The sequence below is a fragment of the Marivirga sp. genome (assembly GCF_024636815.1).
Taxonomy (GTDB): domain Bacteria; phylum Bacteroidota; class Bacteroidia; order Cytophagales; family Cyclobacteriaceae; genus Marivirga.
Genome location: NZ_JAGXGF010000002.1, coordinates 1 through 20,471, shown reverse-complemented (window position 1 = coordinate 20,471; position 20,471 = coordinate 1). Strand labels below are relative to the sequence as shown.

At 33.7% G+C, this 20,471-nt stretch carries 24 protein-coding genes; 6 read left to right on the top strand and 18 right to left on the bottom strand.

The window, feature by feature from the left end:
• Positions 1 to 120: 120 nt before the first annotated feature.
• Positions 121 to 1,314, bottom strand: coding sequence for a proline dehydrogenase family protein (locus Q0L29_RS00155; RefSeq protein WP_296618234.1), 1,194 nt, complete (start codon positions 1,312 to 1,314; stop codon positions 121 to 123).
• An 89-nt stretch (positions 1,315 to 1,403) separates the two neighbouring features.
• Between Q0L29_RS00155 and Q0L29_RS00150 the strand changes: the two genes are divergently transcribed.
• A complete protein-coding gene (locus tag Q0L29_RS00150) occupies positions 1,404 to 2,474 on the top strand; it encodes a bifunctional 3-deoxy-7-phosphoheptulonate synthase/chorismate mutase type II (RefSeq protein ID WP_296618233.1) in 1,071 nt (356 codons plus the stop codon).
• Positions 2,464 to 3,006 (top strand): prephenate dehydratase domain-containing protein, encoded by a 543-nt coding sequence (locus Q0L29_RS00145; RefSeq protein ID WP_296618232.1) that lies wholly within the window; start codon positions 2,464 to 2,466, stop codon positions 3,004 to 3,006. The genes Q0L29_RS00150 and Q0L29_RS00145 overlap by 11 nt, the downstream gene beginning before the upstream one ends.
• Before the next feature lie 11 nt (positions 3,007 to 3,017).
• Here the strand turns inward: Q0L29_RS00145 and Q0L29_RS00140 are convergent, their stop codons facing one another.
• The 5 genes from Q0L29_RS00140 to Q0L29_RS00120 all read right to left on the bottom strand — a co-directional run bounded on the left by Q0L29_RS00140 (position 3,018) and on the right by Q0L29_RS00120 (position 6,036).
• Complete coding sequence (locus Q0L29_RS00140) at positions 3,018 to 3,341, bottom strand: nucleotidyltransferase domain-containing protein (RefSeq protein WP_296618231.1); 324 nt, start codon at positions 3,339 to 3,341, stop codon at positions 3,018 to 3,020.
• On the bottom strand, positions 3,342 to 3,818 hold the full coding sequence (locus Q0L29_RS00135; RefSeq protein WP_296618230.1) for a nucleotidyltransferase substrate binding protein: 477 nt from the start codon (positions 3,816 to 3,818) through the stop codon (positions 3,342 to 3,344).
• Between the two features lie 178 nt (positions 3,819 to 3,996).
• On the bottom strand, positions 3,997 to 4,893 hold the full coding sequence (locus Q0L29_RS00130) for a PIG-L family deacetylase (protein WP_296618229.1): 897 nt from the start codon (positions 4,891 to 4,893) through the stop codon (positions 3,997 to 3,999).
• A 135-nt stretch (positions 4,894 to 5,028) separates the two neighbouring features.
• A complete protein-coding gene (locus tag Q0L29_RS00125; RefSeq protein ID WP_296618228.1) occupies positions 5,029 to 5,421 on the bottom strand; it encodes a VOC family protein in 393 nt (130 codons plus the stop codon).
• 75 nt (positions 5,422 to 5,496) lie between these two features.
• On the bottom strand, positions 5,497 to 6,036 hold the full coding sequence (locus Q0L29_RS00120) for an SRPBCC family protein (protein WP_296618227.1): 540 nt from the start codon (positions 6,034 to 6,036) through the stop codon (positions 5,497 to 5,499).
• A 447-nt stretch (positions 6,037 to 6,483) separates the two neighbouring features.
• Between Q0L29_RS00120 and Q0L29_RS00115 the strand changes: the two genes are divergently transcribed.
• Together Q0L29_RS00115 and aroB are read left to right on the top strand one after the other, a co-directional pair.
• Positions 6,484 to 7,587: a chorismate mutase gene (locus Q0L29_RS00115; RefSeq protein ID WP_296618226.1), complete on the top strand. Its 1,104-nt coding sequence runs from the start codon at positions 6,484 to 6,486 to the stop codon at positions 7,585 to 7,587.
• Entirely contained in the window at positions 7,584 to 8,600 is a 1,017-nt protein-coding gene (gene aroB / locus Q0L29_RS00110; RefSeq protein WP_296618225.1) for a 3-dehydroquinate synthase, read from the top strand. The genes Q0L29_RS00115 and aroB overlap by 4 nt, the downstream gene beginning before the upstream one ends.
• Here aroB and Q0L29_RS00105 read toward each other — a convergent pair.
• Entirely contained in the window at positions 8,595 to 8,828 is a 234-nt protein-coding gene (locus tag Q0L29_RS00105) for a hypothetical protein (RefSeq protein ID WP_296618224.1), read from the bottom strand. The two genes, aroB and Q0L29_RS00105, sit on opposite strands and share 6 nt — an antisense overlap.
• A 173-nt stretch (positions 8,829 to 9,001) precedes the next feature.
• Between Q0L29_RS00105 and Q0L29_RS00100 the strand changes: the two genes are divergently transcribed.
• Complete coding sequence (locus tag Q0L29_RS00100; protein ID WP_296618223.1) at positions 9,002 to 10,153, top strand: 3-phosphoshikimate 1-carboxyvinyltransferase; 1,152 nt, start codon at positions 9,002 to 9,004, stop codon at positions 10,151 to 10,153.
• Here Q0L29_RS00100 and Q0L29_RS00095 read toward each other — a convergent pair.
• From Q0L29_RS00095 to Q0L29_RS00070, 6 genes are all read right to left on the bottom strand, one after another.
• Positions 10,124 to 10,912 carry an ABC transporter substrate-binding protein gene (locus tag Q0L29_RS00095; protein WP_296618222.1) on the bottom strand — a complete coding sequence of 263 codons (789 nt, stop codon included), beginning with the start codon at positions 10,910 to 10,912 and terminating at the stop codon, positions 10,124 to 10,126. The genes Q0L29_RS00100 and Q0L29_RS00095 overlap by 30 nt on opposite strands.
• Before the next feature lie 80 nt (positions 10,913 to 10,992).
• Positions 10,993 to 11,517, bottom strand: coding sequence for a YfiR family protein (locus Q0L29_RS00090; RefSeq protein WP_296618221.1), 525 nt, complete (start codon positions 11,515 to 11,517; stop codon positions 10,993 to 10,995).
• Positions 11,518 to 11,719: 202 nt separating this feature from the next.
• On the bottom strand, positions 11,720 to 12,238 hold the full coding sequence (locus Q0L29_RS00085) for a YfiR family protein (RefSeq protein ID WP_296618220.1): 519 nt from the start codon (positions 12,236 to 12,238) through the stop codon (positions 11,720 to 11,722).
• Between the two features lie 100 nt (positions 12,239 to 12,338).
• The gene (locus Q0L29_RS00080) at positions 12,339 to 13,415 is read right to left on the bottom strand and encodes a M42 family metallopeptidase (protein ID WP_296618219.1); all 1,077 of its coding nucleotides are present in this window, start codon (positions 13,413 to 13,415) and stop codon (positions 12,339 to 12,341) included.
• A gap of 576 nt (positions 13,416 to 13,991) precedes the next feature.
• Positions 13,992 to 15,272 (bottom strand): amidohydrolase family protein, encoded by a 1,281-nt coding sequence (locus tag Q0L29_RS00075; RefSeq protein WP_296618218.1) that lies wholly within the window; start codon positions 15,270 to 15,272, stop codon positions 13,992 to 13,994.
• 44 nt (positions 15,273 to 15,316) lie between these two features.
• On the bottom strand, positions 15,317 to 15,757 hold the full coding sequence (locus Q0L29_RS00070) for a hypothetical protein (protein ID WP_296618217.1): 441 nt from the start codon (positions 15,755 to 15,757) through the stop codon (positions 15,317 to 15,319).
• A 79-nt stretch (positions 15,758 to 15,836) separates the two neighbouring features.
• Here Q0L29_RS00070 and Q0L29_RS00065 point away from each other — a divergent pair, with 79 nt between their 5' ends.
• Positions 15,837 to 16,421, top strand: a complete 585-nt coding sequence (locus tag Q0L29_RS00065) for an ACP phosphodiesterase (protein WP_296618216.1) — start codon at positions 15,837 to 15,839, stop codon at positions 16,419 to 16,421.
• 131 nt (positions 16,422 to 16,552) lie between these two features.
• Here the strand turns inward: Q0L29_RS00065 and Q0L29_RS00060 are convergent, their stop codons facing one another.
• The 5 genes from Q0L29_RS00060 to Q0L29_RS00040 form a co-directional block, all read right to left on the bottom strand.
• Positions 16,553 to 16,927, bottom strand: a complete 375-nt coding sequence (locus tag Q0L29_RS00060) for a carboxypeptidase regulatory-like domain-containing protein (protein ID WP_296618215.1) — start codon at positions 16,925 to 16,927, stop codon at positions 16,553 to 16,555.
• A gap of 164 nt (positions 16,928 to 17,091) precedes the next feature.
• Positions 17,092 to 18,219, bottom strand: a complete 1,128-nt coding sequence (locus Q0L29_RS00055) for an acyl-CoA desaturase (RefSeq protein WP_296618214.1) — start codon at positions 18,217 to 18,219, stop codon at positions 17,092 to 17,094.
• A gap of 258 nt (positions 18,220 to 18,477) precedes the next feature.
• The gene (arsS, locus tag Q0L29_RS00050) at positions 18,478 to 19,533 is read right to left on the bottom strand and encodes an arsenosugar biosynthesis radical SAM (seleno)protein ArsS (protein WP_296618213.1); all 1,056 of its coding nucleotides are present in this window, start codon (positions 19,531 to 19,533) and stop codon (positions 18,478 to 18,480) included.
• A gap of 4 nt (positions 19,534 to 19,537) precedes the next feature.
• Positions 19,538 to 19,876, bottom strand: coding sequence for an arsenosugar biosynthesis-associated peroxidase-like protein (locus Q0L29_RS00045; protein WP_296618212.1), 339 nt, complete (start codon positions 19,874 to 19,876; stop codon positions 19,538 to 19,540).
• Between the two features lie 229 nt (positions 19,877 to 20,105).
• Positions 20,106 to 20,471, bottom strand: a 366-nt coding sequence (locus Q0L29_RS00040) for a PhoH family protein (protein ID WP_296618211.1), incomplete at its 5' end; no start/stop codon positions are given.

Genomic DNA, 20,471 nt, shown 5'->3' with positions numbered 1-20,471 from the left:
TATTCTAACACAATTATGAATTAGAACAATCTGTCTCTATTGTCTACCTTCAACTGCCTAATCAAAAGTCTATTCCGAAGCTTCAGTACTAGCTTAATTTCCCCTTTGGGATTAAGGGGCTTAACTTCTCTTCCGCTCTTCCTTCCGTCTCTGCAGCTCTTCTTTTATCAATGAAAACTCACGGCTACTTTGACCGGCTACGGCTGTATTTTCTTCCGCTCTTCTGAATAAATAGGGCATCACGGATTTCACAGGACCATAAGGCACGTATTTAGCAACATTATAACCTTTGTCTGCCAAGTTAAATGAAATATTATCACTCATTCCATACAATTGAGCAAAAGTAACTCTTTCATCACTAGGATTGATACCATGTTTATCCATCATATATGCTAAGAAATAGTTGCTATACTGATTATGAGTTCCATTACATACATAAACATTATCAATATTCTCTACACCAAACTCCAAGGCTGAATTATAATCAATATCTGTTCTTTCTTTAGAAATTTGAATAGGATTAGGATAGCCCATTTCCTCTGCCCTGTCTCTTTCTTTTTCCATGTAGGCACCTCTTACCAATTTTACTCCTAAGAAATATCCTTTTTCTTTTGACTTCTTATGAGCTTTCTTCAAATTATCAAGCATATCTGCTCGGTACATTTGATAAGTGTTATATACAATGGCGGTTTCTTTATTGTGCTTTTCCATCATTTCATAAACAATGGCATCCACTGGGTTTTGAAGCCAGCTTTCTTCTGCATCTATCAAAATTCTAACATTGCTATCAAATGCTGTCTGGCATATTTTCTCTATTCTTGCTTTAGATCGATCGTAGCTAGCTTGCTCTTTTTCATTTAATTCTTTTCCATCTTGTATTTTTTCAAATACTTTAGAATCGGACATACCAGTAGGTTTGAAAACACAAAATGGTAAATTATCATCATTAGCTGCACGGTCTATTGTTCTAAGAACTTCATCCATAGTGGCATCAAATCCCCTTTCATGTTCAGCTCCCTCTACGGAAAAATCTAAAATCGTTCCAATGCCATGAGAAGCTAGCTCATCTATCGTTCCCTGACTATCTTTAATCGTTACTCCTCCGCAAAACTGATCATAAACCGTATGGTAAATAATTTTGCTAATAGGTAATCGCAAAGCGAAACCAAGCTTCACAAAAAACTTACCTATAGCCACCAACCATCCCTTATTCATCATAGAGAACAGTAAATAAGCTTTTTTCAGTTGCCTGTCCGACTTACTAGTATAAGCAATCGATACATCATCAAAAATTGGGTTTGTAGTTATTTCCATAAAATTAATTTAAGTCTGCAAATATAAAGAAAACGAAGTCAGTTGCTTTTTGTTAAATTGATTAACTTGCAACTTTTTATTAAATATTTATGAAGATTGAAAATTGGTATTCCAGCGGTAAACCATGGGTAATAGCGGGGCCCTGCAGTGCAGAGACAGAAGAACAGTTATTGGAAACCGTTGATCAATTGGTAAAAAATGGATTTACTACCATAAGAGCCGGAATATGGAAACCTAGAACCCGTCCCAATAGTTTTGAAGGAGTGGGTAAAATTGCTTTTCCATGGATCAAAAAAGCTAAATCATTACATCCACATATTCAATTCGCCATAGAAGTTGCTTCTGCTGAGCATGTGGAATTAGCCTTAGAAAATGATATCGATATTTTATGGGTAGGGGCGCGTACGACCGTCAATCCTTTTAATGTTCAAGAAATAGCTGAAGCTGTTCGGGGCGTAAAAGACAAACCCATTTTAGTCAAAAACCCCATCAATCCGGATTTAGCTTTATGGATGGGTGCTTTGGAGAGGTTTGATGCGGTAGGAATAGAAAAACTTGGAGCAATCCATAGAGGATTTTCTACTTATCAGGAAAGTATTTACAGAAATATTCCGCTTTGGCAGATTCCAATAGAATTAAAATCCCGTTACCCTGAATTACTTTTAATTAATGACCCTAGTCATATAGCGGGTAAAAGGCATTTATTATTTGAAATAGCTCAAAAAGCTATGGATTTACAATATGATGGTTTGATTATTGAATCACACCACTCCCCCGATGACGCCTGGAGTGATGCGGCTCAGCAATTGACACCAAATGCATTAAAGGAAATGATTAGTCAACTTAAAATCAGAGAGAAAAGCTTTCCGAATAAAGATTTTAAGAATGAATTGGAAGGAATTAGAGATCAGATTGATGAAACCGATAAAGAATTATTGGAAGTTTTATCCAGAAGACTCGAGTTGGTGAAAAAGGTAGGGCAATATAAAAAAGATAAAAATGTTGCTATATTTCAGTTGGAACGTTGGAATAAAATAATTGAAAACCGTCCTTTATGGGGTAAAAAGCTAAACTTGGATGCTGATTTTGTAAAATCCATTTATCAGGGTATCCATGACGAATCCATCAGAATTCAAACTGATATTTATAATGAAGAATAAAAAGAAAATTTATACACTAGGTCCTAAAGGCTCATTTCATCATTTATCATGTGTGGAATATTTAGGTGGACAGCAAGAAATTGAATTTTGCGAAAGCTTTGCAGGAGTTTTTGAAGCAGTAAGAGCAGGACATCTGGGCTGGATTGCATTATACAATAGCTTGGCAGGCATAGTTGAGAATCATGAAGCTGAAATCGAAAAGAATTTCACTTTGCTGGATGAAATGGATTATGAAGTGAAATTATGCATTTGCTCAACACCAGAATCCAAATTAAAAGATTTAATAAAACTCTATTCCCACGAAAAAGCATTTGGGGAAAGCAAAAGGTTTACAGCTGAAAAATTACCTAAAGCTGAATTAGTAAAATGTCCGAGCACTTCACATGCAGCTCAAAAAGTGGCTCAAGAAAAAGAGAAAAATACGGCTGCCATTTGCCATGCGGAAACTGCCAAATTTTACGGATTGGATATTTTAGCAAATATCCCGAATAAAAGGAAAAACGAGACTAGTTTTGGGTTGTTTGCGGGATGAACAAAATAGCATTAAACTTTCTGACTAATTTTTCTTTTATATATATTTTTACCAACTCTATTTATATGATCAAGAAATTCAGGATTCTTAATTTTATGATAAATTGATATATCAAACTTATAGGGCAACATTAAATCATCTAAATCAAACTCAATTTGATTTAATAAGCTTAAGTCAATTTCATCTCCAATTAAAGAAATATCAATATCGGATGCGGGTTTAAAATTACCCATAGCTCTTGAGCCATAAATCAGTGCTTCTTCAATTTGAGGGTAATTTGAAAAAACAGACTTTATATTAAAAATATCATCTTTTGTTAAACCTGAATTTTCCATTTAAAACATTTTTCCTTGTTCCCCACTTCTTTTAGATTCCATATTTTGTTGGAATTCCAAAAATGCTGGATAATAATCATTTAATATCCTATGATAAATTTCATTGGCAATATCCTCGTCATAGGTATGTGAAGTTTTATTTCGGCTACCAATCATATCCATCCAAATTTTACCATCTGAAACAAGGTTCAACTGAAATGCCTCTCTGGTAGCATCTCTACTCTCACCAAGTTCAAAATTCCCTTGATATTTGGCATAATCCTTCATTACATTCCAAGCTAATTCATGGGTATATTCAAAACGTTGAATTAAGCCTTCTTTTATCATTTCATCCAAAACATCATTCAAATCATTTTCATCTAGCGTTTCTTCTTTACCTAAAACATTTTGATTGATATATTCAATGGCTTGAGAAAGCTTTTTTAATGCTTTCATATAATTTGAAAATCGTTGTTCCCATCTGATATCTTGTTCCATTTATAAAAGATTCATATTGAATGAGTAAGTACAAAACAATTAAAAAATAAAAAACATTTTTAATAAGCTCTTAATATCCATGCAATCTATCAATTATAGCATCAAAACAAAAACCCTCTTCCTCCTGAAGAAGAAAGTTTTTGCTTTACAATACTCAAATGAGCAATATTTATCCAAACTATAGGTTTTCAATCTTTATTATCCGAAAAAACTCACGATCAAAGATTTTAAAGTATTCTTCAGCTTCATATTCTTCAAATGCAGGTATAAAGAACCCCATGGTTTTTCTTTCTCTTTCATTATAAGAGCGAAGATATTTCATTTTATTTTTTGCTTCTGATGTTATGTAGACTTGTACTGTAGGATCAGGCATTCCGTCCACTTCATACAACTCTCTTGTGTTTTTCCATCCGTCAGCTGCATATCCCCATGATTCCATTCTGCGGCTATGTCTTTCTTCAATGATAGATTTCTCCATATGTGGAGTCATAACACTTTGGTAAATATAATCAGATTTAATTTTTTTCTCCTTAGCTAAATCCAATACAAGCTTACTCATAAAAATATGGTCGGGGTGGCCATATCCCCCATATTCATGATCTAGTGTGAAAACAACTGTTGGATCAAATCTATTAACAATCTTAAGAAGTGATTTCTCAACTTTTTGATAATTGAAAACCTTATTGAATTCAGAACCAGGGATAGGACTCCAGCCTTTCCGCCCATCATCAAGGTCATTTCTATATTCATTCTCAGTAAACTCAATAAAAATAACAGAGTCTATGACATGCTTAGCTGCCTGGATATGAACAGAATTCCTATCTGGCTTGTTAGATTTAAAACAAACAGATACAATTTCCCATCCTTCTTTGTTGAGCTTGGACACTGTCCCAGAAGATAAAGCCATATCATCATCATGAGCAGTAATAATCATAGCTCTTTTACTATCTATGGAATTAAGTATAGAATCTACTGGATATTGTTCTATTGGAGCATATTGAGTTACCTGCTCTTTTTTGCAAGAGGATATGGTTACAACACAAAAAAGGGAAATAATGAGGAGTTGACATTTCATAACTATCAATTTTTGTTCAAACTAATACTAAAGAATACACTGTAGACTACTGTCCATTTTTCACGAGTTCTGTTGAAATATAAATTTGGTTACTTTTGGCCTGCCAAATTTTGTATATCCAATTGATTTCTCATTCTACTTATTCGAGTGAAAACCAATTGTATTGCCTTCAGTGTCCATACAAATGCTACAAAACCCATGTTCACCTATGGGTTCCTTTTTTTGCAATAATTTCCCACCTGCTTTTGCAACTCTTGATACTTCGGTTCCACAATCTTCACTTGTAAAATACACTAATGTTCCGCCAGTTCCAGGTTTCATCTCTTTGGTTTTACACAGTGCTCCACTGATATTGGCTCCACCTTCTGCCCACGGAAAGCTAACCATCTCCAAATCACCAAATCCTCCTGGTATTTCCATTGGAATCATTTCGATTTGTAATACTTCTTCGTAGAACTTTTGAGCCCTGCCCATATCTTCTACATAAATTTCTACCCAGGTAAATGGGTTCTTTGAATGTGTTGTCATAATTTTCAATTCAATTTAGTCTCCGTTAGGTTTTTCTTTCAGTTTTAAGAGTAAAAAATTTTGGGTTTCAATAAACTATCGAGACTCCATTATCCTCTTCAATTCCTCTAATCCATATTGAAGATCTGTCCCCAACATTTCATCAAAATCCATTACTACCAACATCAAATTCATAGGATAATCCATCGAGCCATTAAAGCCCCAGGTTACTTTGGTTTGATTATCTCCTACTGCTTCGAGTTTTAAATAAGCTTTGTCATTAGATTCAAATGGTTCTTTAAATCTTAATGCATAATCAATTCTGTTTTTATCGATTGATAAAATTTCCTGCTCTCCTACTCCCACATCATCATTCTCACTTTCCCAAGCGGCTATAAAACCAACCGTTCCATCAACTCCTGTAAAAGTGTTTCTCATATCAGGATCCATAGTTGCCCATTTGCTGAATTCATCCTGATTTTTTAAATATTTGACATAATCAAATACTTCCTGATGCGGTGCATTAATTGTAATTTCCCTTGAAACTGCATATTCCTTATCTGCAATACCCGCTACAATTAAAGCCAAAACAATAATTCCCAGGATGGCTAATCCTATGATTTTTAAAAGTCTCATAGCTCAAAAGTTTAAAAAGTGTTACCGAAAATAAAAATAATTTTTGAACGGCTTGTAAATATTGAAATTCATTTTTCAATCAAATCTCAATCCCTTCAAGACTCTAAATAGCTTATTAAGCTGCCCTAAAGTACAAATTAAAAGGGTTTTTACATTTAATTTTGTCTTACTCAATTAAACCAAATAATAAAAGCTAACGAACGTTAGATAAGCTCTTTTTATTAATTTTACTAAAATATTTTAGAATTTTATTTTGTTTTAAAAAATCAGTACTCTACATTTGAAACATGATACACACACAAGGACGATTTTATTTTTACTTTTACTTTATCCCGCTCAGGCGAGTCGGTCCTTGTTATGCTATGTAAATACTAAACTAAAACATACTTCAAGCCCGGTTCGCAAGAGTCGGGCTTTTTTTTGTCCAAAATTTAAAACAACAGAAAAATGAACACATTGAAAATGAAAGATTGGGGGCTAGGGCTCGGAAAACATGTAGTCATCGCAGGGCCTTGCTCAGTAGAAACGGAAAAACAAATTGATGACCTGTGCAATAGCTTTGAGCGTGAACCACAAATAGGGATGTTCCGAGGAGGCGTTTGGAAACCACGTACCCGCCCTGGAAATTTCGAAGGTTTAGGAGAAGAAGCTTTACCCTGGTTACAAAAAGTAAAGAGCAGATTACATATTCCCGTATGTGTGGAAGTAGCCAATGCAAACCATGTGGAAGCAGCTCTTAAACATGGTATTGATGTTTTATGGATTGGGGCCAGAACAACTGTAAATCCTTTCTCCGTACAGGAAATTGCAGATTCATTAAGAGGAGTGGACATACCTGTAATGGTTAAAAACCCCATCAATCCTGATTTAGCCTTATGGGTTGGAGCTTTGGAAAGAATGTATGATGTGGGCATCAATAAATTGGCTGCTATCCACCGAGGCTTTGCTGATCCTTATGACAAAATCTACAGAAATAAACCAAATTGGAATTTGGCGATGCAATTAAAATTGGAATTACCTGAAATAGAAATCATTAATGACCCTAGTCATATTTCAGGAAAATGGGAAATGGTGCAGTCTGTAGCCCAAAGAGCCTTGAATTTCGGGATGGATGGATTAATGATAGAAACACATCCAAATCCTGCGGAAGCCTGGTCTGATGCCCGTCAGCAGTTAAATCCTGAGCAATTATTGACTTTATTGAAAGAAATTTCTTTCCGTGAGCGTATTGATCTCGAAAATCAAATTCCTGAAAATTTGAAAGAAATGCGTAATTCAATCGATCATATTGATCAAAAACTAATAGATTTACTTTCTGATCGTTTCCATTTGATTGATCAAGTTGGTGCTTACAAAAAAGCTCATGAATTATCAGTTTATCAAGGTGGAAGATGGAAAGATGTATTGGAAAGTAGGATCAAGCTAGGCACTGAAAAAGACATGAGCGAGAAGTTTATGAAAAATTTGCTGATAGCCATACATGACGAATCCATTAAGAGACAGGAAAAGCAAATTGCCAATAAGGATGTAGAACCCTTAACTATTATATGAGCAAAGTATATTTTAAAGAAATAAGTTATATAAAAGAGCTATTAGCTTCGGTTGAGCATACTCAGTTGTTTGTATTGGCGGATGAAAACAGCAAAGAACACTGCTATCCTCTGATAAAAGATTATTTAGAATATCATCAGGTGATAGAGATTGCTTCAGGAGAGAAGCACAAGACTTTAGACAGCTGTAATTTGATTTGGAATGCTCTAACCAATGCAACTGCCGATCGAAAAGCACTTTTAATTAATTTAGGCGGTGGCGTGATCACTGATATGGGAGGCTTTTGTGCGGCTACATTTAAAAGAGGAATCCAGTTTATTAATATTCCAACGACCTTGCTCTCACAGGTTGATGCCAGCGTGGGGGCCAAAACAGGCATAGACTATAATGGTTACAAAAACCATATCGGATTATTCTGCGAGGCTGAGGCTGTATTAGTGAATCCAATATTTCATAAAACCTTGCCTCAAGAGCAAATAGTATCAGGTTATGCAGAAATGTTGAAACATGGCTTGATTGCAGATAAAAAACATTGGCAAGATTGTCTTGATAATGGAATTGAAAAATTTAGTAATGAATTGATTCAACAATCCGTCAAAATAAAAGAGCAAGTGGTGGAAGCGGATCCTACAGAAAAAGGATTGCGAAAAATATTAAATTTTGGACATACGATCGGACATGCTATTGAAACTCATCTATTAAATACCGAAAATGAGTTATTACATGGTGAAGCGATTGGATTGGGAATGATAGCTGAAGCTTACATTAGCAAATCAAAAGGACTATTAAATGAGCAAGAATATCAGATTGTAGTTAATGAATTAAAGGGTGTTTACAAAAGTCCTAAAATAGAAAAAGCCTCTTATGCTGAAATAAAAAGGCTTTGTAAACAAGATAAAAAGAACCAAAATGGTGAACTCAACATGAGCTTACTCAAAAACATAGGTCATGCAGTCTATGACATTACAGTTGAAGAAGAACTGATTGACAAGGCACTAAATGAAATATTATAATTTCATTTTTTCACGAAATGATTTTGCGCTATGAATAGCTGAATCACTTAAATCATTTAACCAATCTGAATCTAAACTTTCTTCAGTATGTCTTTTGATATTTCTTAATCGATCTGCTACAGTTCTTGTAACTTTTTTGCCATTTTTACTTTTCAAAAGAGCCCCAGCTGCAACTACTGCAGCAGCTCCTGCTAAAAATGAGAAAATTGATTTACTTGTTGTGCTCATTGTATTAAAATTTTAAAGTTGATAGCCTAATAACGCTTAACTTATAAAAACAGTTTGAACTAATAAAGAATATTTTGAATTATTTTATCAATAAATATAAAAATTCTACCAGTAAAGAGATTTGTTCGATCAATTTGCCAAGCTCAAAAAGCGAGTCCAATCGACTTCTGGTTATGCAAGCTCTTTCCAATGGAAAAATTGCTATAGACAATCTATCTAGTGCTAGAGATACCCAAACCTTAATCAAGCTTCTAAAGAATGAAAAGGATTTAAACACATTTGATGTCCTGGATGCTGGAACCGCTATGCGTTTCCTTACGGCATACTTTTCAGTCGCCAGTAAAAAAGAAGTGGTTTTAACGGGAACGGATCGCATGCAAAAGCGTCCAATTGGAATTCTTGTGAATGCTTTAAATTCAATTGGTGCTGAAATTTCATATGAAAAGGAAGAGGGGTATCCGCCTTTGAAAATAAAGCCATTTAAGCAACAAATCAGTTCAAAGATATCGATTCCTGGAAATATAAGCAGTCAATACATTTCTGCATTATTGATGATAGCACCCTCCCTGCCCCAAGGTTTGGAAATCAGTATTGAACCGCCAGTATTTAGTAAGCCCTATATTGATATGACTTTGGGCTTAATGCAATTATCCGGAATTCAATATTCCGAAAATGAAAATGTTATCTCTATTAAACCTCAGAACTATCAGGAAAGTACGCAAAGTGTAGAATCGGATTGGTCTGCTTCCAGTTATTGGTTTTCAATTATCGCACAGTCTAAAATTGGAGAAAAAGTGTTTTTGAAAGGACTGAAATCCAAAAGTTTTCAAGGAGACAATGTCATTAAAGAAATATCAGAAAATTTTGGGGTTAATTTTCAATTTGAAAAGAATGGAGTAACACTGGAGAAACGAGATGAAATTCAAAAGCAACAATTGATATTAGATTTTAAAAAATGTCCTGATTTAGCTCAAACCATATTACCGTGTGCTGCTTCTCTAAATGTTAATTTAGAAATGACAGGTTTAGAAAGTTTAAGAATAAAGGAAACTGATAGAATCGCAGCATTACAAAATGAATTGTCAAAATTCAATTGTCCTCTTACAGAACCAGAGAAAGGAAGCTGGAAATTGGATAGCTCAAATTTCACAGCCGAAGAGGGCATAGAAATTGAAACTTATGAAGATCACAGAATGGCCATGGGATTTGCACCATTGGCTATGAAACATGGAATTCAAATTAAAGATATTGAGGTGGTAAATAAATCTTATCCTAGTTATTGGGATGATTTAAAATTATTCGGATTCGAGCTGATCGAGCAATGAGTTGAAATATTGGGGGGCTTTTAGCATTCTACTTCCGTACCAGCTGAACATTTCACCGTCTACAATCACGAATTTTGATTCAGGAAATTCTATCCTTAGTTCGTCAATATGTTGTGTTTGAAATGGAAAGGGTTCCGAAGAAAGAAATATATAATCTGGATTAACCTTTACAATCTCACTCATCTCTATTTCGGGATATCGATCTTTTTGAATGATATTTTTAAAGCCAGAATATCCTAGCATTTTGGAAATAAAAGTATCATTCCCAGCCCACATCCAAGGCTTTTTCCAGATGCAATAAGCTATTTTGATGTCTTTAGCAGGTTTCTTTATCGAATCAAACTGTTGAATAATATTAGAAGTGAGCTCTTTCGCGTTTCCGAACCTTCCTGTCAACTCTCCAATATCCTTCATCATATTTGTGGCAGAATCAAAATCATTCACGTCAGAGACGTATATAGGGCAAATTTTTGAAAGCTTTTCAACATATTTTTTTACATTTTCCTCCTTACTTGCAATGATCAAATCAGGCTTTAGTTCTTTGATTTTATTTAAATTCTGTTGTTTTGTTCCACCAATAATTTCTTTTCCCTTAATCTTTTCTTTTGGGTGAACACAAAACTTAGTGATCCCTACTATCTTTTCACCCAAGCTTAAATCAAATAAATACTCAGTAATAGAAGGGACTAAGCTTATTATTCTTTGAGGGTAAGATTCTAATTCTATTAGATGATTAATTTGATCTTTTACAGCAGGCATAAATTAATGGAGAATAAATTTTGGTCATAAAAAAAGCTTCCCCCTTTTGGACGAAGCTTTATGCATAATGTTTTTAATTCTTAAATGGTAATTCCCATATTCACTAACTGACTAGAAACTTTTAAATTACTATTATCAAAAGTAGCTTGATTAATTTCAAATTTCAACTTACCTCCAACTTCTCTAAAGTTAATGGAAGAGCCTTTCTTGCCCAAACCTGATTTATCAGTGATAATTAAAGTTGGTTTAGTATCGTATTTTTCTAGGATAGCTTCAAAATCTCTACTCTTACTAGAAGCAAGATAAATAATGTGTGCTTTATTTAAATCAGACACATCTGATATATTTACAATATTTGTGGATTGTCCTTTGATTTGTCTTTGACCATAAAGTGTGGCTAATTGATCATATACATCATCGTCCCCATAAACAGCAATAACAAATTCTCCAGATTTAGACTCTGCTGGCCATTCTATATATTTTACAAAATTAAAAATTAACATAGAATGAATTTCGTGCATCGGTCTTTGTGCATTGGCGTTCATAGAATTAAACCCAATTAAAACAAAGAAAAAAACGATAAATAACTTAAAAGTAGATTTCATATCTCAAATATTTCTATTCCAACTATACAATAAAATTAACAATATTCTTTAGAAAATTATATTTAAATGAAGAATAAAGTATCTATTAGCAATATAAATTTAAATAATACAATTAATAATACTAATACTTAAATTAAAAAACCCTAGCATAAAGATATAGACAATCTTCAGCCAGGGTAAAAAACTAAACTAAATCACTATATTAAATCAATATTCCCATGCTGGATAATTGAGTCGAAATCTTTAAATTGTTTCCTTTAATGGATTCCTGATTTATTTCAAACCTCAATTTTCCGTTAACCTCTTGAAAATTGATACAACTTCCTTTTTTCCCAAGACCATTTTTGTCAGTAATCATTAAAGTTGATTTACCTGCAAATTTTTCTTGAGCTACTTCAAAATCTTTACTTCTATTACTTGACAGGTAAAGAACATGTGCATTGTTAACAGCTTCTACATTATCTACATTTACTACTTTTACGCTCTGACCTTTTACAGTTCGGTTCGCATAAAAATTTTGAATTGTTGATGCAACATCTTCATCTCCAACTACTGCAATAACAAAGCTTCCTGCTTTAGCATCTGCCGGCCATTCTACATACTTAATAAAATTAAACATAAGCATAGAATGGATTTCATGTATTGGTCTATCACCTGATTTTAAGTTAAATCCAAATACCATTAATACGATTACTACAAGTACCCTACTGATTCTTTTCATTTTGTGTTTATTGACAATTTATTCTACAAAGGTAGAGTTAAGCTTTTTATCAGTAAATCGAAAAAGCACCAATAGCTTTCAGAAGTAATATTTAATGAAATTAAGATAATTTGTATCTAAAATTGTGCTTGTCCTTGAGGTTTACAACGAATGCATGTAATAAATCAATAACTGATTGTACATCCTTGCTGTGTACCATTTCTACAGTCGTATGCATGTACTTAAGGGGAAGTGATACTAAAGCCGATGGAACGCCCTCGTTGCTGTATGCAAACGCATCAGTATCAGTACCTGTGGCCCTGCTTGCAGCTGACCTCTGGAAGGGTATATTTTCTTTCTCAGCTAAATCAATAAGCATTTTCAATAAATTATTTTGTACTGCTGGTCCATAAGTCAAAACTGGTCCTTTACCTGATTTTTGGTCACCACTTTCTATTTTATTGTAAAGAGGAGAATGTGTATCATGGCAAACATCAGTAACCACAGCTACATCAGGCTTTATTTGATGGGCTATCATTTCTGCTCCTTTCAATCCAACTTCTTCCTGGACTGAATTTACAATGTAAAGAGCAAAGGGAATTTTATCTTTGTTTTCATGGATTTTACGTGCTACTTCTGCTATCATAAATCCACCGATTCTATTATCCAAAGCTCTGCCTACGATATAGTCCTTGTCTCGTAAATACATTAACTCATCATCAAAAGTAATGACACAGCCTACATGTATACCCATTTTCTCAACTTCTTCTTTATTATCTGCGCCTACATCAATAAAAATATTTTTTAATTCAGGCTTAATGTCGTTTTCCTTATTTCTAACATGAATAGCGGGCCAACCAAAAATTCCTTTTACAATACCTTTATCCGTATGAATATTTACTCTCTTAGATGGCGCAATTTGATGATCTGAACCTCCATTTCTAACTACATAAATATATCCTTCATCTGAAATATAATTCACAAACCAGGAAATTTCATCAGCATGTGCTTCTATAACCACTTTATATGGCGCATCCTTATTGATAATCGCGGCTACGGTACCATAATTATCTTGAATGAATTCATCTGTATAAGGCTTAATGTATTCTAACCAAAGCTTTTGCCCACTAGTCTCGAATCCTGTTGGGGCTGCGTTATTTAAATATTTAAAAAGAAAATCTTCTGCTATCTTATCCATAATTGAGTTTTAATTTATTAAACTATGCTAAGATAAGCGTTGCTAGCAGCAAAATGTTACTCAATACCGATAAAATCTGAGAAATACGACTTTAATTCCTCCCTGCTATCAAAAAGGGAAGTAGAAAAATAGCTCCTATAGAAGCAAAAGATAAGCTAATTGCAAAGCCTAATAATCTAAATGGTAATAATATTAACCAGATAAATGGATATAAGAAAAGGGCTATGATTGCTAAAGGCCAGCAAATAACCAAGAGAATACACCAAAGTAAAAATTTTATCATGACTTTAAATTGTTTTTACGATCATGATTCAATTGATGTGCCAAGAACTAAAAAGTAGCTCTTGATAGTTTTACAGACTATTAAATAGACTAATGTTTAATAAATGAACAGTGAAATGTACGGTTTTGGACACTAAATAAAATTGTGGAATTATTATTGCACACCATTTCTCTAGTTCAGGTAAAACACTTTTAAAAGATAAATTGTAGAATGTATTCGACTATTTTAAATGAAAACAAAAAAGCACTCAAGCATTCAAATCACTTAAGGGCTTCAAATTATATCTTATTAGCCTATTTATTTTTATAAATCTTCCCTTTTTTCATGACGAAATCTACTGATTCCATCGTTTTGATATTTTCGGTAGGGTCATCACTCACAGCAACGATATCAGCCATTTTACCTTCCGATATTGAACCATATTGATCATAGACCTTTAATAACTTTGCAGGAGTTACTGTAGCAGAAATAATAGACTCCATAGGTTTCATGCCGGCCTCTACCATATAAGCAAATTCTTTTCCATTATCACCATGCTTGAATACTCCAGCATCGGTGCCAAAAGCGATATTAACTCCAGCTTTATATGCTTTACCAAAAGTATCTTGAATTTTAGGACCAATGGCTTTAGCTTTTGGAACCACCACCTCTGGATAATAACCTTCAATTTCAGCTAACTCAGCTACACTCTTTCCTGCTGTAATGGTAGGAACATAATAGGCATCATATTCCTTCATCAGTTCCATTGTTTCTTCTGACATTAGGGTTCCGTGCTCAATGGTTTTTATACCTGCTCTGATTGCACGTTGCATTCCTTCATCTCCATGAGCATGAGCTGCTGTTAACATTCCGTAATCATTGGCTGTTTCTACTATAGCTTTCAATTCATCTTCAAAGAACTGAGGGTTCTGACCATTTTTAGCCATACTCAAAACACCTCCTGTTGCAGTTATTTTTATTACATCAGCACCGTTTTTATATCGCTGACGAACTGCTTGCCTGGCTTCTTCCGGACTATTCACCACTCCTTCTGCAGGCCCTGGATTACCCATCAAATCATCTTTGTAACCATTAGTAGGATCAGCATGTCCACCTGTGGTGGCGATTGATTTCCCGGCAGAGTAGATAGTTGGACCATCAACAAATCCTTTATTAATAGCATCTCTTAAACTGCTATTCACGCCACTCCCACCTAAGTCACGAACTGAAGTAAAGCCAGCTATCAAGGTTTTCTTAGCATAAGAAACAGATTGAAAAGCAATGTCTGCATCATTTTGTGTAAATCGCTTGATATATCCGTCTTTAGAAGTTTCAGTTTCCAAGTGCACATGCATATCAAATAAGCCTGGCATAACAGTTTTTGATTTCAGATCTATACCTTCTGCATCTTCTGGAACCTCTAAATATCCTTTTTCAACGGACTGGATTTTATCCCCTTCCACTATAATCGTCATTTCAGTTAATACCTTTGATTTCTCAACATCAATTAATTTACCACAGTGTAAATAGGTAGTTTGAGCCACTAAACTAAAGCTCAAAAAAACCATTGTAAAAATTAGTAATAGCTTCTTCATAAAGTGTTTGATTTTATTTAAATGTTACTTTGTTTTACAAATTTTTAAAGTAAATCGCTGGGGTTACTTATATATAACTCGAGCTCCTTTTGGCTTAGTTCAGGAGCTCTATTTTCATCTTTGGCAGTTACAATTGAATTCGTCATACTTCCTACTAATCCTCTATCCAATCCCATTCGTTCGGCTATGACAGCGCACATTTGAGCCTCTCGCTCATCCAACTTATTATCTACTAACATCATTTGGATATATTCATTAATGAAAATTATCTTCTCCTTAATGGTATCGGGTTCATGAAAATGAACTTCCGAAGCTTCGTCAATAATTTCATCTACTTCTTTTTCTGCTACTCCGTTTTTTCTACCCAAAGCATAGAGGTATCTCTTCTCTTCTTTTACAAATCGATTATCAATTTTTGCCAATTGGTATAAATGAATAAGGTGAGAGTGTATTTTATCAGTTGTCAATTCAAGCTCAAATTTCATTGTTAAAAATTCATCACATTAGATAGCAATATACAATTTGTTGCGGAATATTCCATCTAATTAGCTTATATTGAAAGTCATGAATTTTTTGGCTCATATATACCTTTCTGGTGAATCAGATGAAATAAAAATCGGCAATTTTATAGGTGATTTTGTGAAAGCTTCGGACATGGAGCATTACAATGAAGTTATCAATCAGGGCATCCGTATGCATTGGGCAATTGATGAATTTACTGATCATCACCCCATTGTACAAGAAAGTAAAGAAAGATTAAGGCCCAAATATGGCCATTATTCTGGAGTTATAGTGGATATCTATTATGACCACTTTTTAGCTCGAAACTGGAATGATTATCATTCAGATGATTTACGCTTATATGTAAATAATCAATATAAGATGTTAGAAAGTCATATAAGTATTCTTCCAAAAAAGGTGGTGCATATGCTTCCTTTTATGATAAAACACGACTGGCTTTTTAATTATCAGTATTTTGATGGAATTGAAAGAGTGATGCATGGAATGGCAAATCGCTCAAATTTTAATTCAAAAATGGAGCAATCTGTTGTGGAATTAAAGAAGCATCACAAAGCATTCGAAAAAGAATTTCAAGAGTTCTTTCCTGAGCTAAAAGTCTTTTGTGATACTTTTCTGGAAAGGAAATAAATTCTGTGAAATTTCAGGTAAAACACCTTTAAAAAAACCTGCCAGGTTTATATCCTAATACTGTAAAATATTAAAAATTTACTACAGAATCTTTCTAAAAACAAAACCTGACAGGTTTAGAGTTAAGTCAACTACTGAATTACAATAGCTACTTTATTTAATTTCTTAGCTTCAAGCGTATCCGTTTGAACTCCAAGATTATTATTATTCATTTCACCTTTTTCAGCATGAACGTGATAAACTTTAGGCTCTAAATCTTTAAAGGTTACTCTACCTTTTTTGTCCGTTACCTGCGCATCAGCTATTGGATTTTCACTTTTTCTGTAATCATCCTTATTTCCATAAAGAGTTACTGTTGCTCCTTCCTGAATATTACCCAAATCATCCTGAATCACAATTCTTAAATTGGTTTTAAAAAACTGTGCATCTTCAGTTTTAGGGGTAAACTGAAAGAACATAAAAGCCGATAGGACTAATAAACTTAATGCTATTGTTAATTTTTTCATAGTTATTGATGTTTGAGAAATAAAACGGAATATTAAGTTAATTGTTATTCAGTATTATTAATTAATCCAAAGATTTCTCACTCCAAATATTTTAGAATTCATTATAAAACAAAAAAGCAACAAACCCTCGGATTTGTTGCTTTCAATTTAATATCTTTTACTTATTAAGCTGTTTGCCCAATTAATTTTAAATGTCTTGTATGAGAACCCATAGCGGCTAACATTGAAGGGAACTCATTGTACGCAATGTTAAATTGCTGACAAGTTTCTTTTACCAATTTATTAATAGCCGGATAGTGAACATGACTTATTCTAGGGAATAAATGGTGCTCAACTTGGAAGTTCAATCCGCCTGTATACCAGTTTAAAACTTTGCTTTTTGTTCCAAAATTAGCAGTAGTTCTAATTTGGTGAATAGCCCATTCAGTAGGAATAATTTTTTCGCCTTCTACAGGAGCATCATGAAAATCAGTAGATTCAACAACATGAGCTAACTGAAATACTACTCCAATTGTCCATCCTGTTACAACAGCAACTATCAGATAACCTAAAATAGTTGCTAGAACGCCTTTCATCAAAATTGGCAAGACAAAGAAAGTACCGATATAAGCTAATTTGGTAGCCCAAAAGATAACATGTTCTTTCACACTCATTTTCGCCAATTCAGTATTAGCTACTTTTCTAGTGAAATATTTCTTGAAATCCTGAAAGAAAACCCAAAATGCATATGAAGTAGCATATAAAGGATAAGCATAAACATGCTGAAACTTATGATACCATCTTTTCTTCTGGTGAGTCGAAACTCTAATAAAAGGACCAATATTAATATCATCATCCATTCCTTCAATATTAGTGAAAGAGTGGTGATTTTTATTGTGCTTATTTTTCCAAATGAAAACTACCCCACCCATTAAGTTTAAGGTAAGGCCCATCATATAATTTACGTGTTTATTGTTGGAAAAGCTACCATGAGCTCCATCGTGCATAACATTAAAACCTATTGCGGCAAGGTTCAATCCGAAAATAGCGCATAAGGTTATAGAAAGCCACACTGGCATACTCACAAATACAAGTGCCGAGTAAAGAATAGCAAAAGAAACCAATAAAATAGTGGCTTTTGTATATAGTTTGCTGTTCCCCCAAGTTTTCAAATCATTTTGTTTGAAATAGGCGTCAACTTTCTTTTTCAATGTTGGGAAAAAGTTGTTGTCTGTGATTTTTGTTGCTGATACTTCTTGCATAATTAAATTAATCTTGATTTGTTCAACGAGCAAATCAGTTGTTTCGTTCATAAATTTAGAAGTTATTCATAAGTACTCATAAAAATTAAAAAAAAAAATCGATGAATGTGGAAAAAAAATCGTTTTGTTAAGTATTTTCTTCTGAATCTTCCACAATTATTAAACAAATACAAAACTTTCGGAAATAATATTAAAAGATAAAATCATAAAATAAGGGGAGATATTAATTCAAAATATTGAATCTAAATTAAATTAAAAAACCCATCCAAAATTTTAGATGGGTTTGAAATTAATTTTCCTCAACCTTTCTTAAGAGGTAGCACCCCCACAACTAGACCCACTTCCTGCAGTACATCCATAGCAATGTTGATCAACTAATATCTCTCTTGCTTCCAGTGCTTCTAAATCGAAATTTCTTATGTGCTGAAGATTTTCGTCTTTCAATTTCATTTCCAGCATTTGATTAAAATCACAATCATACAAATAGCCATCCCAACTAATGGAAATCGTATTTCTACACATCACATTAGCTGCCGCATCAGGATTATAGCTATCAATTAATTTCTGCATATAATTCTCATAATTACCACTATTAATGAGGTAATCAAGGTATCTGCTTATTGGTAAATTTGTGATGGCAAATAAATCATTAAATACTATCCCGAAAGTATCAAATAATTTCTTTTTGAATTCTTTCTGTAAGGATTCCTGACTAGCCGGCATGAATGCACCACTTGGATTATGAACCAAATGCAACATTAAGCCTGTTCCTTCTTTTCCATAGCCCTCTTCATTCAACATCTTTAAAGCTGTAATAGATTTATCAAAAACCCCATCTCCTCTTTGAGAATCAGTTCTTAAGCGAGTAAAATGCGGCATAGAACACACTACCTCAACCTTATGCTTAGCAAAGAACTCTGGTAAATCATTGTATTTAGGATTTGCTAAGATGATCGTAAGATTAGATCGAACAATTACTTTCTTATCAATTTTGCTCAATTCCTCCACAAACCATCTGAAATCAGGATTCATTTCAGGTGCACCACCAGTTAAATCAACTGTAGAAATATCAGTATCCTTAATAGAATCAATGCATTCTTGCATGGTCTCACGTGTCATGATTTCCTTTCTATCAGGTCCTGCATCCACATGGCAATGCCCACAAGTGAGGTTGCACATATAGCCTACATTAATCTGAAAAGTATCAATTTTGGTTGGCTTTAATGGATCTAAGCCAGTTTCATTTAACTTGCTTTCAAATGAAGTAAACTGTTCTCCATTTTCTTTTGGTTGATTAAGAAAATCAAGTTGTTTTGTAGCATAAGATAATAAATGTTGCCTTCTCTTGAGGGTAGCTGAAGTCATAAAATTACATTAAAAGTTCTTTGGTTTTATTCATCATTTGTACACCATGTACGAGAGATGCACCTCCGCGGATTGCCGCAGCAATATGAACTGCTTCCATCATTTGTCCTTCTGTGGCTCCTTTTTCTAATGAACCAGATGTATAAGCATCTATACAATAAGGACATTGCACCGTATGTGATACAGCTAATGCTATTAAAGCTTTTTCTCTTTCCGTAAGTTCACCCTCTTTGAAAACTTCCCCATAATAATCGAAAAATTTCTTCCCTAATTCAGGAGAAAATTCACTGATATTTCCAAATTTATTTAGATCCTCTGCATTGTAATAGGTCTTTTTACTCATAGCTCTTTTGTTAAATTATATTTGTTTGGCAAAAGTTAAAGCTTATATATTCAAAGCTAAAACTCAGTTGAAATTATATTTGTCTGATATACGATTAAAGTTATTTAAATAGATTTGCTGTGGCTAACTCTTTTAAATATGAATAGATTAGTTTTTAACCTATTTTCACAAATTTTGTTGAAGGTTTTTATAAATGAGATTGATTAGGTTGAAAATCACCTATCGTCTCTTACAACACATCATTCGCCAAATTAGCTAATTCAGACCTTTCTCCTTTTTCTAGGGTAACATGGGCATATAATTCATGACCTTTTACCTTGTCAATCAAATAGCTAAGTCCGTTTGATTGAGAATCCAGATAAGGTGTGTCTATTTGATTGACATCACCTGTGAATACAATTTTAGTAATTTCCCCTGCCCTGGTTATAATGGTTTTCACCTCATGTGGCGTGAGGTTTTGCGCCTCATCTACGATAAAATAGATATTGGATAAACTTCTGCCCCTGATATAAGCCAAAGGTTGAATGGTTAACTTCTCCTTATTGATCATATCCGTAATGTTCAAAAACTCTCTTTCGTGTTCTTGAAACTGATG

Coding starts and splice junctions, on each gene's coding strand:
- Q0L29_RS00155 (WP_296618234.1), bottom strand. CDS start 1,314: ATGGAAATAACTACAAACCCAATTTTTGATGATGTATCGATTGCTTAT.
- Q0L29_RS00150 (WP_296618233.1), top strand. CDS start 1,404: ATGAAGATTGAAAATTGGTATTCCAGCGGTAAACCATGGGTAATAGCG.
- Q0L29_RS00145 (WP_296618232.1), top strand. CDS start 2,464: ATGAAGAATAAAAAGAAAATTTATACACTAGGTCCTAAAGGCTCATTT.
- Q0L29_RS00140 (WP_296618231.1), bottom strand. CDS start 3,341: ATGGAAAATTCAGGTTTAACAAAAGATGATATTTTTAATATAAAGTCT.
- Q0L29_RS00135 (WP_296618230.1), bottom strand. CDS start 3,818: ATGGAACAAGATATCAGATGGGAACAACGATTTTCAAATTATATGAAA.
- Q0L29_RS00130 (WP_296618229.1), bottom strand. CDS start 4,893: ATGAAATGTCAACTCCTCATTATTTCCCTTTTTTGTGTTGTAACCATA.
- Q0L29_RS00125 (WP_296618228.1), bottom strand. CDS start 5,421: ATGACAACACATTCAAAGAACCCATTTACCTGGGTAGAAATTTATGTA.
- Q0L29_RS00120 (WP_296618227.1), bottom strand. CDS start 6,036: ATGAGACTTTTAAAAATCATAGGATTAGCCATCCTGGGAATTATTGTT.
- Q0L29_RS00115 (WP_296618226.1), top strand. CDS start 6,484: ATGAACACATTGAAAATGAAAGATTGGGGGCTAGGGCTCGGAAAACAT.
- aroB (WP_296618225.1), top strand. CDS start 7,584: ATGAGCAAAGTATATTTTAAAGAAATAAGTTATATAAAAGAGCTATTA.
- Q0L29_RS00105 (WP_296618224.1), bottom strand. CDS start 8,828: ATGAGCACAACAAGTAAATCAATTTTCTCATTTTTAGCAGGAGCTGCT.
- Q0L29_RS00100 (WP_296618223.1), top strand. CDS start 9,002: ATGCAAGCTCTTTCCAATGGAAAAATTGCTATAGACAATCTATCTAGT.
- Q0L29_RS00095 (WP_296618222.1), bottom strand. CDS start 10,912: ATGCCTGCTGTAAAAGATCAAATTAATCATCTAATAGAATTAGAATCT.
- Q0L29_RS00090 (WP_296618221.1), bottom strand. CDS start 11,517: ATGAAATCTACTTTTAAGTTATTTATCGTTTTTTTCTTTGTTTTAATT.
- Q0L29_RS00085 (WP_296618220.1), bottom strand. CDS start 12,238: ATGAAAAGAATCAGTAGGGTACTTGTAGTAATCGTATTAATGGTATTT.
- Q0L29_RS00080 (WP_296618219.1), bottom strand. CDS start 13,415: ATGGATAAGATAGCAGAAGATTTTCTTTTTAAATATTTAAATAACGCA.
- Q0L29_RS00075 (WP_296618218.1), bottom strand. CDS start 15,272: ATGAAGAAGCTATTACTAATTTTTACAATGGTTTTTTTGAGCTTTAGT.
- Q0L29_RS00070 (WP_296618217.1), bottom strand. CDS start 15,757: ATGAAATTTGAGCTTGAATTGACAACTGATAAAATACACTCTCACCTT.
- Q0L29_RS00065 (WP_296618216.1), top strand. CDS start 15,837: ATGAATTTTTTGGCTCATATATACCTTTCTGGTGAATCAGATGAAATA.
- Q0L29_RS00060 (WP_296618215.1), bottom strand. CDS start 16,927: ATGAAAAAATTAACAATAGCATTAAGTTTATTAGTCCTATCGGCTTTT.
- Q0L29_RS00055 (WP_296618214.1), bottom strand. CDS start 18,219: ATGAACGAAACAACTGATTTGCTCGTTGAACAAATCAAGATTAATTTA.
- arsS (WP_296618213.1), bottom strand. CDS start 19,533: ATGACTTCAGCTACCCTCAAGAGAAGGCAACATTTATTATCTTATGCT.
- Q0L29_RS00045 (WP_296618212.1), bottom strand. CDS start 19,876: ATGAGTAAAAAGACCTATTACAATGCAGAGGATCTAAATAAATTTGGA.